This window comes from Achromobacter ruhlandii (assembly GCF_902859695.1).
GTDB lineage: Bacteria > Pseudomonadota > Gammaproteobacteria > Burkholderiales > Burkholderiaceae_B > Achromobacter > Achromobacter ruhlandii.
This window is the reverse complement of sequence record NZ_CADIJL010000038.1, coordinates 15,147-28,475: the sequence shown is the minus strand read 5'-3', so window position 1 is coordinate 28,475 and position 13,329 is coordinate 15,147. Positions and strand designations below refer to the sequence as shown.

General features: G+C 66.1%; 12 protein-coding genes. 9 read left to right on the top strand and 3 right to left on the bottom strand.

Going from position 1 to position 13,329, the window contains the following annotated elements:
- Positions 1-60 precede the first annotated feature (60 nt).
- A complete protein-coding gene (locus tag HV742_RS27810; protein WP_049075053.1) occupies positions 61-780 on the bottom strand; it encodes a FadR/GntR family transcriptional regulator in 720 nt (239 codons plus the stop codon).
- A 313-nt stretch (positions 781-1,093) separates the two neighbouring features.
- Here HV742_RS27810 and HV742_RS27805 point away from each other — a divergent pair, with 313 nt between their 5' ends.
- Positions 1,094-2,563 (top strand): glycosyltransferase family 39 protein, encoded by a 1,470-nt coding sequence (locus HV742_RS27805; protein WP_175146906.1) that lies wholly within the window; start codon positions 1,094-1,096, stop codon positions 2,561-2,563.
- 32 nt (positions 2,564-2,595) lie between these two features.
- Here the strand turns inward: HV742_RS27805 and HV742_RS27800 are convergent, their stop codons facing one another.
- Complete coding sequence (locus HV742_RS27800) at positions 2,596-2,859, bottom strand: hypothetical protein (RefSeq protein ID WP_054417973.1); 264 nt, start codon at positions 2,857-2,859, stop codon at positions 2,596-2,598.
- Between the two features lie 301 nt (positions 2,860-3,160).
- Between HV742_RS27800 and hemN the strand changes: the two genes are divergently transcribed.
- On the top strand, positions 3,161-4,585 hold the full coding sequence (gene hemN / locus HV742_RS27795) for an oxygen-independent coproporphyrinogen III oxidase (RefSeq protein ID WP_172802768.1): 1,425 nt from the start codon (positions 3,161-3,163) through the stop codon (positions 4,583-4,585).
- Between the two features lie 43 nt (positions 4,586-4,628).
- Here the strand turns inward: hemN and HV742_RS27790 are convergent, their stop codons facing one another.
- Positions 4,629-5,360: a response regulator transcription factor gene (locus HV742_RS27790; protein WP_054417975.1), complete on the bottom strand. Its 732-nt coding sequence runs from the start codon at positions 5,358-5,360 to the stop codon at positions 4,629-4,631.
- Positions 5,361-5,655: 295 nt separating this feature from the next.
- Here HV742_RS27790 and rfbD point away from each other — a divergent pair, with 295 nt between their 5' ends.
- The 7 genes from rfbD (at position 5,656) to ptsP (ending at position 13,185) form a co-directional block, all read left to right on the top strand.
- Positions 5,656-6,570, top strand: coding sequence for a dTDP-4-dehydrorhamnose reductase (rfbD, locus tag HV742_RS27785; RefSeq protein ID WP_175146905.1), 915 nt, complete (start codon positions 5,656-5,658; stop codon positions 6,568-6,570).
- Between the two features lie 327 nt (positions 6,571-6,897).
- Positions 6,898-8,850, top strand: a complete 1,953-nt coding sequence (gene thrS / locus HV742_RS27780; RefSeq protein ID WP_175146904.1) for a threonine--tRNA ligase — start codon at positions 6,898-6,900, stop codon at positions 8,848-8,850.
- 20 nt (positions 8,851-8,870) lie between these two features.
- Entirely contained in the window at positions 8,871-9,422 is a 552-nt protein-coding gene (gene infC, locus HV742_RS27775) for a translation initiation factor IF-3 (RefSeq protein WP_076410237.1), read from the top strand.
- A 164-nt stretch (positions 9,423-9,586) separates the two neighbouring features.
- Positions 9,587-10,567: a glutathione synthase gene (gshB, locus tag HV742_RS27770; protein WP_175146903.1), complete on the top strand. Its 981-nt coding sequence runs from the start codon at positions 9,587-9,589 to the stop codon at positions 10,565-10,567.
- Between the two features lie 17 nt (positions 10,568-10,584).
- Positions 10,585-10,986 carry a PTS sugar transporter subunit IIA gene (locus HV742_RS27765; RefSeq protein WP_049075042.1) on the top strand — a complete coding sequence of 134 codons (402 nt, stop codon included), beginning with the start codon at positions 10,585-10,587 and terminating at the stop codon, positions 10,984-10,986.
- Positions 10,987-11,096: 110 nt separating this feature from the next.
- Entirely contained in the window at positions 11,097-11,366 is a 270-nt protein-coding gene (locus HV742_RS27760; protein ID WP_006387993.1) for an HPr family phosphocarrier protein, read from the top strand.
- A 43-nt stretch (positions 11,367-11,409) separates the two neighbouring features.
- Positions 11,410-13,185 (top strand): phosphoenolpyruvate--protein phosphotransferase, encoded by a 1,776-nt coding sequence (ptsP, locus tag HV742_RS27755; protein WP_263899394.1) that lies wholly within the window; start codon positions 11,410-11,412, stop codon positions 13,183-13,185.
- The last annotated feature ends 144 nt before the right edge of the window (positions 13,186-13,329 follow it).

The window sequence follows — 13,329 nt, the reverse complement described above, 5'->3', positions numbered from 1 at the left end:
CGGGCTTGGGGTTCGTGGCAAGAGGCAGGCGTTGCCGCCGGCGCGGTGGCGAGGCGGGGCCTAGATATCGGGCCGGATGCTTCCATCGTCATCGCCGAAATCTTCCCGCAGGCGGGCGAGAATGCCGATCAGGTGCGCGTGCATGGCATGGCGCGCGCGGATCGGATCCCGCGCCAGGATGGCGGTCAGGATGCGCTGGTGCTCGGCGTGGGCGACCGCCCACACCTTGGTGTTGACGAAGTAGTCCTGCATGCGGCTGAACACCGGGCTCGCCAGGCTCAGGTTCCATAGATGGGCCACGGAAGCCGCCAGCGCCGCGTTGCCGCAAGCGGCTGCGATGGCGCTGTGAAATTCACGGTCGTGCCAGCCCGGCGATTCGGTCAGCGACATGGCGTCGTGGGCCGCGCGGATCGCGGCGATCTGCGCCGGCGTGCCTTGCTGCGCGGCCAGCGCGGCGCACTCGGGTTCGATCAGCATGCGCGCTTCGAGCAGGTCGAAGGGGCCGATGTCGTCCTGGGCGGCCGCCGGGGCGGGGGCCGCCTCGCGGGTTGCGGTCACGAATACGCCGGTGCCCACGCGCACTTCCACATAGCCTTCGATTTCCAGGGCGATCAGGGCTTCCCGGATCGAGGCCCGGCTGACCTGCAGTTGCTCGGCCAGCTCGCGTTCGGACGGCAGCCGCCCGCCGCGCGGGAAATCGCCCGCGCGGATGCGTCCGGCAATCTGGTCGGCAATCATGCGATAGAGGCGGGTGACGGCAACGGCTTGGAAGGTGTTCATCGTGGCACTGCGAAATCTTGGTCTGGTGGTCAGGCCACCAATATAGGTAGGTTGCCCTTGAAATAAAAGTAAAAAACGCACGATAGAGGGAAAACGATCAGAGGGATTTCCCCTCTTCCTATCTGGTGGTCAGGCCAGTTGGCGTATGCCCTCTCGCGCCCGCGCTTTACAGTTTTCGAACAAATGGCGAACAAATCCCGCGCCGTTGTGACGTCACCCGACCCCGATAATCGCTGCGCCTCGCGTCGAGGCCGACAGGGCGGGGCATTGCGTACGCCGACATTGGGAGAGTGGCGTGCAAGGGAGTGGCAACATGGCGTGGGCGCCGAAGCCCTGGCGAGTCGGCATCGGCATGGCGCTGTTTGCCCTGGCGTGGCTGTGGTTGTCGGATCGGGCCGTGCTGGCGCCGCCCACCGACAACATCGAACAGCTGATCTGGGTGCGCAGCCTGGAATGGGGCTACTACAAACATCCGCCGCTGCCGACCTGGCTGCTCTGGCCCGTCGTGCAGGTGCTGGGCTGGAGCGCCTGGGTTACCTACCTCCTCGGGGCGCTCTGCACCCTGGGGGCGTTTGCGCTGATGTGGAACATGCTGCGCGGCATGCGTGGCGAGGCCTATGCCGCGACCGCCGCGCTGGCCGGCCTGTGCATCACGTTCTACAACGGCCGCCTGTATTTCTATAACCACGAGATCGTCCTGATCCCGCTGGTGGCAGGGTGCGCGGCGGCCTGCTGGAAAGCCTATGCCAGCCGCAAGATCGGCTGGTGGATCGTGCTGGGCGTTTGCCTGGGGCTGGGGGCGCTGGCCAAGTACCAGATCGCCGTCGCGGGCCTGGCGGTGCTGGTGTTCTGGTGCGGCCGCAAGGCCTGGCGCGATCCCATGCACCTGTTCGGTTTGCAGGTGGCGGGGCTGACCGCGCTGGCGGTGTTCGCGCCGCACATGGTCTGGCTGGTCAACCACGATTTCGAGCCGCTGCGCTATGCGATGTCGTCGTCGCTGGCCGCTGGCCTGCCGTGGAACGCGCGGGGCTACGAAGTGGCGCGCTGGTGGGGCGATCAACTGCTGAACCGCGCTTTGCCCGCCTGGGCCTTCCTGGCGTCGCTCTGGCTGTTCACCCGCCGCCAGCGGGGGGCGCCTGCCGTCTCCCCGGCCGCCGCGCCGGTCCGGGACGATGCGGCGCGCGCGCTGCTGTTGTCCTTCGGACTGGTGCCGCTGCTGTTCGTCAGCGCCATGGCGCTGATCTCGGGCTCGCACATCCAGTTGCATTGGGGCACGCCATTCCTGCTGTTCATCGTGCCGGCGGCGATGGAGCTGGCGCGCGGGCCCTGGCGCGCGCCGTTTGCGCCGCGCCGCGCCCTGGCGGTGTTTCTCGTCATCCAGTCGCTGCTGATGTTGCGGGTGGAACTCACCGCGCCGAATGGCGCCGGCCTGTGGCGGCGCGCGACCGATTGGCGCTATTTCGACGCGAAAGGGCTGGCCTCGGTGCTGCATGGGCCCGCCGTCGCGGCGCTGGGCGGGCCGGTCCGGGTCGTGTCGGGGCCGTGGGAAGAGTCAGGCGCGCTGGCGTTATGGCTGCCGGAAAGACCCGTGGTGCTGATCGACGGCCAGGCCCGCTTCAGCCCCTGGGTCGGCGCCGGCCTGGTGGCCGAGCGCGGTGCCCTGGAATTGCGCAGGGCCAAAACCCCGCCGCACGGCTTTCAGGCCGTCGGGCCGGATTTCCCTTTGCTGTATTGGCGCGTGTCGCGCCCTGCCGCGGCGCGCGCCGGTGTCGCCGCGGAGTGATGCCGCGCGTTGGGCGTGGGCCTGGCCAGCCCTCAGGCCCCGCTATCCGGTTCCGGCGTCTGGGTAAAGGCGCGCACCAGGCGAGCGATGCCGTCCAGTTCGTCGTGCGCGCCGCTCACCCATTCGGGTTTATCGAAGGGGCTGTCCGCGGGGGCATCGTCCAGATTGGCCTTCAGGTCGCCCAGCAATTCCAGCGCCATGTCGGTGGCCTGCGGGCTGCCGCGGGTGGAAAGGGCGATGGCGATCGCCAGCGCCTGGCGCAGCGCGAGCAGGCGGCCGTCGAGTTCGGTGTCCACGGGGAATGTCCTTGTAATGGAGGAATCCCGCCATTTTACGGGCGCCGGCGTCCCCCGCTCCTGGCTGGAGCGCGACGTCGCGCGGCAGGACCGCCCGCCGCGGGGGGCGCCCATCCCCGTATCGCCCGCCGCCGCATTCGCCCTGGCCGGCTTTGCTGCGCGGTGGCGGGAGGAGCCAGGCTAGACGCAAGCGCCTCGTACCGCGCGCGAGGTTCTCGCGGGTTGCGCCTTCGTTGCTGCGGGATGCCGCGTTTGCGCAAGATCAAGGCGGGTAGGGCGGCGCGGGCGAATAATTCGAGGTATGCAAGCCGCCCTACGCCCAGCCCCCGCCGAACCCCCGGCCGCCGCCGAACCTTTCTTTCCGCCGCAGCTGCTGGCTCGCCTGGACAAGAACGGACCTCGCTACACCTCCTATCCCACGGCCGACCGCTATAGCGGCGATTTCGACGCCGAGCAATATCGGCAGGCCCTGCGCCAGCGGCGCGCTTCCTGTACCACGGAGCCTCTGTCGCTCTACGTACATATCCCGTTCTGCGATTCGGTCTGCTATTACTGCGCCTGTAATAAGGTCGTGACCCGCCATCATGACCGCGCCGCCCGCTACCTCGATGCGCTGGCGCGCGAAATCGCGCTGCACGTGGCCGAACTGGGGCAGGGCGTGCCGGTATCGCAACTGCATTTCGGTGGCGGCACCCCGACCTTCCTGTCCGACGAGGAGCTCGACCGCCTCATGGCGGATCTGCGCGACGCCTTCCGTTTCGAACCCGACGCCGAGATTTCCATCGAAGTGGATCCGCGTACCGCCACGCCGCAGCGCCTCGAAAAGCTGCGCAAGCTGGGCTTCAATCGTCTCAGTTTCGGTGTGCAGGATTTCGACGCGCGGGTACAGGTGGCGGTCCATCGCGTACAGTCCTTCGAAGAGGTCCGCGACCTGATGCAAAGCGCCCGGGCGCTCGGCTACGCCTCGGTCAACGTCGACCTGATCTACGGCCTGCCTCTGCAGACCACGGAATCGTTCGCGCGCACCATCGCCCAGGTCAGCGCACTGCGGCCCGACCGCATCGCGCTCTATGCCTACGCCCACCTGCCGGAACGCTTCAAGCCGCAACGTCGCATCAATGTGGCGGACCTGCCGGACCGCGCCACCCGGGTCGGCCTGCTCAGCGCCGCCATCGAAGGCTTTCTGAAGCAGGGCTACACCTACATTGGCATGGATCATTTCGCGCTGAACACCGACGCCCTGGCCATCGCCAAGCAGCGCGGGGAACTGCATCGCAATTTCCAGGGCTACAGCACCCAGCCCGACCGCGACCTGGTCGCGCTGGGGGTGTCGGCCATCGGTCGCATCGGCGATACCTACAGCCAGAACGCCAAGGACCTGGACGCCTACTACGCCGCCATCGAGTCCGGCCGTTTCGCGGTCGAGCGCGGACTGGCGCTCAGCGCCGACGATCTGGCGCGGCGTGACGTCATCATGGACATCATGTGCCAGGGCAAGGTGGACTTCGCCCGCGTCGAGGCGCGCCATGGCTTGCGGTTTGGTGATTATTTCGGGCCGGAGTTGTCGCAGGCGGCCAACCTGGCCGAGCTGGGCCTGGTCAACCTGCGCGCGGGCGAGCTGCGGGTCACCGGCTTGGGTTGGTATTTCGTCAGGGCCGTTGCCATGACGTTCGATGGCTATTTGCGCACGGTCAGCACCGGCGCCAGCTACTCGCGCATCATCTGACGGGCGCCGGCCGCCCCGCGGGCAGCCGGTGCGCGCGTGTGGGCTACTCGGCGAATTTCTCGCGCAGGAACAGGGCAAGCGCCAGGTCGTCGGACAACTGCAGCTTGCGCATGGCGCGACGCTTGTGGGTGCTGACGGTCTTTTTGCTGCGTTTCAGGCGCGTGGCGATCTGGGTGACCGACAGTCCCTGGCTGATGTGGCGCAGGACCTCGACTTCGGAGGTGGTCAGCAACGCATGGGGCGGGCGCGGCGACAGCGGGCGGATCTTGCCGTCCTGCACCGACAGGAAGGGATCCTTCTTGCTGAGGACGCCGTGGATCATCTCGGGCAGCAGCAGCATGCCCCATTGCTTGGCCAGGTAGCCGTTGGCGCCGGCGCGGTAGGCCGCGTACTGGGTTTCCTGGCGGTTGCCGGCCGAAAAGGTGATGATGGCCAGGTTCGGGTGGTAGCGCCGCAAGCGGCGCAGGTAGTTGACGCCGTCCCAGGGTTCCTGGGGCAGGTAGAAGTCGATCAGGGCTACGTCGCAAGGCATGCTGGCGAGTTTGTCGAGCAGCCGGCTGGCCGAGGTTTCCTGGTGGATGACGCGGAAACCCGGGCGGGCGTCGAGGTAGGCGCCCAGGCCGAGCGCGACGACGGGATGGTCGTCGAGGATCGCCACGCGGATGACGGGGGGCGGCCGCGACAGCAGCAGGTGCTTGCGGGAATTGGGGCGGTCACCTGCATCGTGGGAGCGCGGTTCGGTAGAAGCGGCATCCGGCGCTGAGGCAGTATTCATCAGGACTCCACAGAATGGACGGGAAAACGTCGGTAAAGAGGGTGTGCGCCCGAAGGCAGCTGGGACTGCACACTCGCGTAACCAGTCCGAAATTCGAGTGTGAAGCTTATGGTCTTACGGCTCAGCCCTGGCGAAAACTAAACACGAATAAGACAAAACTACATTTGTGATACCGTGATGCGACGTTAGTCCCGGCCACGTCGCACGTTGCATGGCAGGGATAAAATCAATTGCATGTCCCGGGACGGCATGTCGCCGGCCTGAGGCACGAGACAGGCAAGGCGGCGGACAGCACATGTCCAAGAAGATTCTGGTGATAGGCAGGGATGGCCAATTGGGCTTCGAGTTGCGGCGCAGCCTTGCGCCGCTGGGCGCCGTGGCCGCGGTCGGACGTGGCGAGTGCGACCTGACTTATCCGCTGCAGATCGCGCGGCTGGTGCGGCGCGAAAAGCCGGACATCATCGTGAACGCGGCAGCCTATACCGCCGTCGAGCGCGCCGAAGAGGACACGGTGCGCGCCATGCGCGTCAATGCGGAAGCCGCGGGCGAACTGGCGGCGCTGGCGGCCGACCGCGGCGCGCTCATCGTCCACTACTCGTCTGACTACGTGTTCGACGGCGCCAAGGCCGGCGCCTACGACGAGCAGGATGCGCCGGCGCCGCTGAACGCCTATGGCCGCAGCAAGCTGGCCGGCGAGCAGGCGGTGCGCGCCCTGAACCCGGCGCATCTGGTGTTCCGTACCTCGTGGGTCTACGGGGTGTTCGGCAACAGCTTCCTGAAGACCATGCTGATGGCGTTGCGCCAGCCGGAGGCGTTGCGGGTGGTGAGTGACCAGCGCGGTGCGCCGACCGGCGCCGCCTATATTGCCGATGCCACCGCGCTGGTGCTGGCGCGCTACCTGGCGCTGCCGGCCGACTCGCACTTCCCCTTCGGCCTGTACCACCTGGCGGCCACCGGCAATGCCAGTTGGCACGAGTACGCTTGTTTCATCGCGCAGCAGGCGCGCCGCGCCGGCTTGGCGGTGACGCTGACGCCGGGTGACATCCGGGCGGTGCCGTCCGACCAATATCCCACCACGGCGCGCCGCCCCGCCAATTCGCGGCTCGATTGCCGGCTGCTGGCGCGCACCTTCGGCATCCGCGCGCCGCATTGGGAGGAGGGCGTGACCCACGCCCTGGCCGCGATCGCCGACAGCCGCAACCTGGCATGAACGCCGGGGCCAAGCGCCGTTCCTGTCGCTTAAATGTCACGAAATGGGCGCAAAGGGTGCTACAATCGGCAACGATAAGCACTGCCAGCCATGGGTTGGCGGCGCGGCACTTACCCCCCTGAAGGCCCAGGCACCATGTCTTTCCCGCTGGCACGAACTACGACCCGGAACTTTCGCCCTATGTCGCGTTAGTTTTTCGTGCGTCGGGTTTCACCGTGTCAGGTCAGCGGTAAGACTCAGCAAGACAACCAAATGAACGCGGCTACCAGCCGCGTTTGTCGTTTCTGAATTTCGTATTTTTCCCAAGAACCCCAGGAAGCACTCCCGATGGTACAGATCACATTGCCCGATGGTTCGCAGCGCCAATACCCGGGGCCGGTCACGGTCGCCGAAGTGGCGCAATCGATCGGCGCGGGATTGGCCAAAGCCGCCTTGGGCGGCCGCGTGACCTTTGACGGCGCCGACTCCACGCTGGTCGACACCAGCTACCGCATCGAGGGCGACGCCCGCCTGGCCATCGTGACCGCCAAGGACGCCGACGGCCTGGACATGATCCGCCATTCCACGGCCCACTTGCTGGCCTACGCCGTCAAGGAGCTGTTCCCGGACGCGCAGGTCACCATCGGCCCCGTGATCGACAACGGCTTCTACTACGACTTCTCGTACAAGCGCCCCTTCACGCCCGAAGACCTGACGGCCATCGAGAAGAAGATGGCCGAACTGGCCAAGAAAGACGAAGTGGTGACGCGCGAAGTCTGGTCGCGCGACGACGCCGTCGAGTTCTTCAAGGGCATTGGCGAGAAGTACAAGGCCGAGATCATCGCCTCGATCCCTTCGAACGAGCCGCTCAGCCTGTACCGCGAAGGCGATTTCATCGACCTGTGCCGCGGCCCGCACGTGCCGTCCACGGGCAAGCTGAAGGTCTTCAAGCTGATGAAAGTGGCCGGCGCCTATTGGCGCGGCGACAGCAAGAACGAGATGCTCCAGCGCATCTACGGCACGGCCTGGGCCACCAAGGAAGAACAGGAAGCCTACCTGCACATGCTGGAAGAGGCCGAGCGCCGCGACCACCGCAAGATCGGCCGCGAACTCGACCTGTTCCACTTCCAGGACGAAGCGCCGGGTCTGATTTTCTGGCATCCCAAGGGCTGGGCCCTGTGGCAGCAGGTGGAGCAGTACATGCGCTCCGTCTATCGCGACAACGGCTACCAGGAAGTGAAGGCGCCGCAGATCCTCGACATCTCGCTCTGGAAGAAGACGGGCCACTGGGACAACTACCGTGAAAACATGTTCACGACGGAGTCCGAGAACCGCGTCTATGGCCTCAAGCCCATGAACTGCCCGGGCCACGTGCAGATCTTCAACGCCGGCCTGCACTCGTACCGCGAACTGCCGTTGCGCTACGGTGAATTCGGCCAGTGCCACCGCAACGAACCGTCCGGCTCGCTGCACGGCATGATGCGCGTGCGCGGTTTCACGCAGGACGACGGCCACATCTTCTGTACCGAAGAACAGTTGCAGGACGAATGCGCCGACTTCACGGCCCTGCTGCAGAAGGTCTACCGCGACTTCGGCTTCACCGAAGTGCTGTACAAGGTCGCCACGCGTCCGGAAAAGCGCATCGGCTCGGACGAGGTCTGGGACACGGCCGAACAGGCCCTGATGGAAAGCCTGCGCCGCACCGGCTGCGAATTCGAGATCTCCCCGGGAGAGGGCGCGTTCTATGGCCCGAAGGTCGAATACACGCTGAAGGACGCCATCGGCCGCCACTGGCAGTGCGGCACGATCCAGGTCGACTTCTCCATGCCCGTGCGCCTGGGCGCCGAGTACGTGGACCAGAACGACCAGCGCCGTCCGCCCGTGATGCTGCACCGCGCCATCCTGGGTTCGCTCGAGCGTTTCATCGGCATGCTGATCGAAAACCACGCCGGCGCGATGCCGCCCTGGCTGGCTCCGGTGCAGGCCGTGGTGTGCTGCATTTCCGAACCTTCGGCCGATTATGCGGCTGAAATCACGCAAAGCCTGAAAAAACAAGGCTTTAGAGTAGAGTCCGATTTGCGCGGTGAAAAAATCACTCGTAAAATTCGGGAGCACAGCCTGCAGAAGGTGCCGTACATCCTCGTCGTCGGCGACAAGGAGAAGCAAAACGGTACCGTCGCCGTACGCGGATTGGGCGGTCTGGACCTCGGCGCCATCGCGTTCGACGACTTCGTCGCCCGCCTGTCCGAAGACGTATCCACCCGCCGCGACGTCAATCAACCCGATGGCAGCGCTGCTTAACATTTCTAGGAGCTTTCAACATCGCCACTGAAAAAGCCAATCGCATCAACGGTGAAATCCGCGTCCCCGAGGTGCGCCTGATAGGTCTGGACGGAGAACAGCTGGGCATCGTCAAGATTGCCGACGCGTTCCGTCTTTCCGAGCAAAACGACGTGGATCTGGTGGAAATCGCGCCGAACGCCGAGCCGCCGGTCTGCCGTTTGATGGACTACGGTAAGTTCAAGTACCAAGAGCAGAAGCGTCAGGCCGAAGCTCGTTCGAAGCAAAAGGTCATCCAGGTCAAGGAAGTCAAATTCCGTCCGGCCACCGACGAGGGCGACTACCAGGTCAAGCTGCGCAACCTGCGCCGCTTCCTCGAGGAAGGCGACAAGGCCAAGGTGACGCTGCGGTTCCGTGGCCGTGAAATGGCTCACCAGGAACTGGGCATGCGGGTACTTGAGCGTGTGCGCGACGATCTGCTGGAATTGGCCCAGGTCGAAGCCATGCCGAAGCTCGAAGGCCGTCAGATGGTCATGGTGCTTGCGCCCAAGAAGAAGGCTGCCCCCGCGGGCAAGCCGGAATCGGCGGCATAAGGCTCCTGCCGGCCTTCCCGTCCGGGAAGGCCTGGCCGCTCCTGCCCCGCGACCCGCCGTCCAGCCCATGTTCGGCGGGTTCGCTTATTGGGCGGCTCTGCGCTACGATGTCATAGATAGCCGCCTTCCCGAAAGGGAAGGCGGTGTACGTTCGGGGTGTCGCGATGCATGTTTTGTTCGTTTTGGATCCCTTGCCGCTCTTGAAGGCGTACAAGGACAGTTCTGTCGCCATGATGCGTGCCCTGGTGGCGCGCGGCCATACGCTCAGCGTGGCCATGCAGGGCGACCTGTACATCGAGACCGGCACGGTCAAGGCCGTCACCACGCCGATCGAGCTGGTGGCAGACGCCGACCTGCACGGCCATGACTGGTGGCGCGAATCGGCACAGCAGGACCTGCCGCTGGCCGATTTCGGCGCGGTGGTGATGCGCAAAGACCCGCCTTTCGACATGGAATACGTGTATTCCACCCACCTGCTCGAATACGCCCAGGCGCAGGGCGCCAAGGTGTTCAACAGTGGCGCGGCGATCCGCAACCATCCCGAAAAGCTGGCCATCACCGAGATCAGCGAGTTCACCGCGCCGACGCTGGTGACGCGCAACATGGCGCGCCTGAAAGTCTTCCACGACACGCACCACGACGTCATCGTCAAGCCGCTGGACGGCATGGGCGGCACCGGCGTGTTCCGCCTGCAGCCCAAGGACCCGAACCTCAACGCCATCCTGGAAACGCTCACCGACAACGGCGCGCGCACCATCATGGCGCAGCGTTACATTCCCGAGATCGTCAAGGGCGACAAGCGCATCCTGCTGATCGGCGGCGAGCCGGTGCCGTATTCGCTGGCGCGCATTCCGCTGGCCGGCGAAACCCGCGGCAACCTGGCCGCCGGCGGCCGGGGCGTGGCGCAGCCGCTGTCGCCGCGCGACCGCGAGATCGCCGAGGCCGTCGCGCCCAAGCTGGCCGCGCGCGGCCTGCTGCTGGTCGGCCTGGACGTCATCGGCGACTACGTCACCGAGGTCAATGTCACCAGCCCCACCTGTTTCGTGGAAATCGCCGAGCAGACCGGTTTCGACGTCGCCGGCATGTTCGTCCAGGCGCTCGAAACAGCGGTGGCGGCCGGCGCCTCGGCACCGGCTGCGGCCTGATTTTCCTGGATCCAGTCATGACCACGGGTATTGTCATCGTCGTGCACGCGCCCCTGGGCGCGGCCATGCGCGAATGCGCCAGCCACGTCATGGGCAACCTCGACGGCATGCTGGCGATTCACGACATCCAGCCCGAGGATCGGCCCGACGACCTGGCGCCCGCGGTGCTCAAGGACATCCTCGAGCAGGACCATGGCGGCGGGGTACTGGTGCTGACCGACCTGATCGGCGCCACCCCTGCCAATATCTCGAAGCGGGCCGTGGCTGACGCCCAGGCGCAGGGCATCCAGTGTTGTGTGCTGGCCGGCCTGAATACCCCCATGTTGCTGCGCGCGCTGACCTACCGCGGTCTCTCGCTGGCCGAGACGCGCGAGAAAGCGCTGGCGGGCGGGGTGCAAGGGGTATTGCGGGTAGACTGACGGGCAGGAACTTGTCCTATTATTTCGGCTAATATTTCAAGCCGACGAGCGCTTGGACAATTTGCTGCAATCACCAACTGCGGTGTGATGCCGCGGTCACCATAATTCCTATGCCTAATACAGACATTGTCATCAGCAATAAACTGGGTTTGCATGCGCGGGCGGCCGCCAAGTTGACGCAACTGGCCAGCAAGTTCTCCAGCGAGATCTTCATTTCGCGGGGCGCGCAACGCGTGAATGCCAAGAGCATCATGGGCGTCATGATGCTGGCCGCCGGGCTGGGCGTAACGGTCAAGCTGGAGGCGTCAGGCAGCGATGCCGAGCAGGCGCTCTCTGAAATTGAAACTCTGTTCGACAGCAAATTCGGTGAACAGGAATAGCAGCGCTTCCGAATCCGCCGGCCCGGACGTCGTCCGGGCCGGCATGTCCGCGGCTGATGCCGCGGCTCAGACGCATGACGGGGCTGGCTCTGCCAGCCCCGTTATTTGTTTGTACGGTAAGGGCGTGGCCCGCGGCTACGCCATCGGCCGCGCGGTGGTCATGGGCGCGGCGGCGCTGGAAGTCGCGCACTACCGTATCGCGCCCGAGGACGTGCCGGCCGAGAGCAGCCGCCTGACCGAGGCGCTGGCCTCGGCGCAGCAGGAACTGCGGCTGCTGGCCGACACCCTGCCGGCCGACGCGCCGCGCGAGCTGGGCGCCATGTTGAACGTGCACAGCCTGCTGCTTGGCGACCCGCTGCTGGCCGAGCAGACGCTGGCGCTGATCGCCGAGCGCCACTACAACGCCGAATGGGCGCTGACCACGCAGGGCCAGATTCTGGGCCAGCAGTTCGACGCCATGGAAGACGAGTACCTGCGCGAGCGCGGCGCCGATGTGCGCCAGGTGATCGAGCGGGTGCTGCACGTGCTGTCGGGCACCTCGGCCATCCTGCCGGACATGTCGCACATGGGCGGCGACGAGGCGCTGGTGGTGGTGGCGCACGACATCTCGCCGGCCGACATGCTGCGCCTGCGCGGCGGGCGCTTCGCCGCTTTCGTCACCGACCTGGGCGGGCCGACCTCGCACACCGCCATCGTGGCGCGCAGCATGGGCGTGCCGGCCGTGGTGGCCATGGGCAACGTGCGTGAGCTGGTGCGCGATGGCGACATGCTGATCATCGACGGCGCCGCCGGCGCCGTGGTGGTCAATCCGTCGGAACGCATCCTGCAGGAATACCGCCGCCGCCAGGCCGCCTACGCCGATGAGCGCGCCGAACTCAGCTTGCTGCGCGATGAGCCGTCGGTCACTCTCGATGGCATCGACATCGTGTTGCACGCCAACATCGAGCTGCCTGAAGAAGCCGCGCTGGCCTTGGCCGCCGGAGCGCACGGCATCGGCCTGTTCCGCAGCGAATTCCTGTTCATGGGACGTCCGGATCTGCCGGGCGAGGAAGAGCAGTACGAGGCCTATTCGTCCGTCGTGAAAGTGATGGCGGGCCGTCCCGTTACCATCCGCACGCTCGACATCGGCTCGGACAAGACGCTGGACGGCGAAGCCACGGTGGCCACCAATCCGGCGCTGGGGCAGCGCGCCATCCGTTACTGCCTGGCGCGTCCGGAGATGTTCGCGACGCAGCTGCGCGCCATCCTGAGGGCCTCGGCCCACGGGCCGGTGCGGTTGTTGATCCCCATGATCGCCCACATGCACGAGGTGGTGGCGACGCGGGCCGCCATCGAGTCGGCCCGGCGCGAGCTGGATGCGCGCGGCCAGGCCTACGCGGCGCACATGGAAGTGGGCGCCATGGTCGAGGTGCCGGCCATCGCCATCGCCATCGAACCCTTCGCGCAGGCGCTGGATTTCCTGTCGATCGGCACCAACGACCTGATCCAGTACACGCTGGCCATCGACCGCGGCGATCACGACGTGGCGTCGCTCTACGATCCGCTGCATCCGGCGGTGCTGCGGCTGGTGGCCCACACCATCAATGCCGGCGAGCGAGCCGGCAAGCCGGTTGCGGTATGCGGCGAAATGGCTGGCGATTCGCGCATGACGCGGTTGCTGCTGGGGCTCGGCCTGACCGAGTTTTCCATGCATCCACAGCAACTGCTGGACGTGAAACGGGAAGTGCGCCGGGCGCACACCAATGCGCTGCGCGTGAAGGTGGCCAGCGCCTTGAACCGGGCCTTGCCGGTGGATCTGGATACGCTCGATCTGGCCTGAGGGCCACTGATGCCGGGGCATTGCCCCAACGAACCGAAAGCCCGGCGCATGCGCCGGGCTTTTTTGCGCCGGCGGGCGCGGGGGGGGGCACCTTGGAGGTTCAGGCCGCTTGCGTCTGGTCCGGCCTTCGAAACGGCATTGCCC

Excerpts from the sequence above, each read along its gene's own strand:
- HV742_RS27810 (WP_049075053.1), bottom strand. The coding sequence starts at position 780 with ATGAACACCTTCCAAGCCGTTGCCGTCACCCGCCTCTATCGCATGATT.
- HV742_RS27805 (WP_175146906.1), top strand. The coding sequence starts at position 1,094 with ATGGCGTGGGCGCCGAAGCCCTGGCGAGTCGGCATCGGCATGGCGCTG.
- hemN (WP_172802768.1), top strand. The coding sequence starts at position 3,161 with ATGCAAGCCGCCCTACGCCCAGCCCCCGCCGAACCCCCGGCCGCCGCC.
- HV742_RS27790 (WP_054417975.1), bottom strand. The coding sequence starts at position 5,360 with ATGAATACTGCCTCAGCGCCGGATGCCGCTTCTACCGAACCGCGCTCC.
- rfbD (WP_175146905.1), top strand. The coding sequence starts at position 5,656 with ATGTCCAAGAAGATTCTGGTGATAGGCAGGGATGGCCAATTGGGCTTC.
- thrS (WP_175146904.1), top strand. The coding sequence starts at position 6,898 with ATGGTACAGATCACATTGCCCGATGGTTCGCAGCGCCAATACCCGGGG.
- gshB (WP_175146903.1), top strand. The coding sequence starts at position 9,587 with ATGCATGTTTTGTTCGTTTTGGATCCCTTGCCGCTCTTGAAGGCGTAC.
- HV742_RS27765 (WP_049075042.1), top strand. The coding sequence starts at position 10,585 with ATGACCACGGGTATTGTCATCGTCGTGCACGCGCCCCTGGGCGCGGCC.
- HV742_RS27760 (WP_006387993.1), top strand. The coding sequence starts at position 11,097 with ATGCCTAATACAGACATTGTCATCAGCAATAAACTGGGTTTGCATGCG.
- ptsP (WP_263899394.1), top strand. The coding sequence starts at position 11,410 with ATGTCCGCGGCTGATGCCGCGGCTCAGACGCATGACGGGGCTGGCTCT.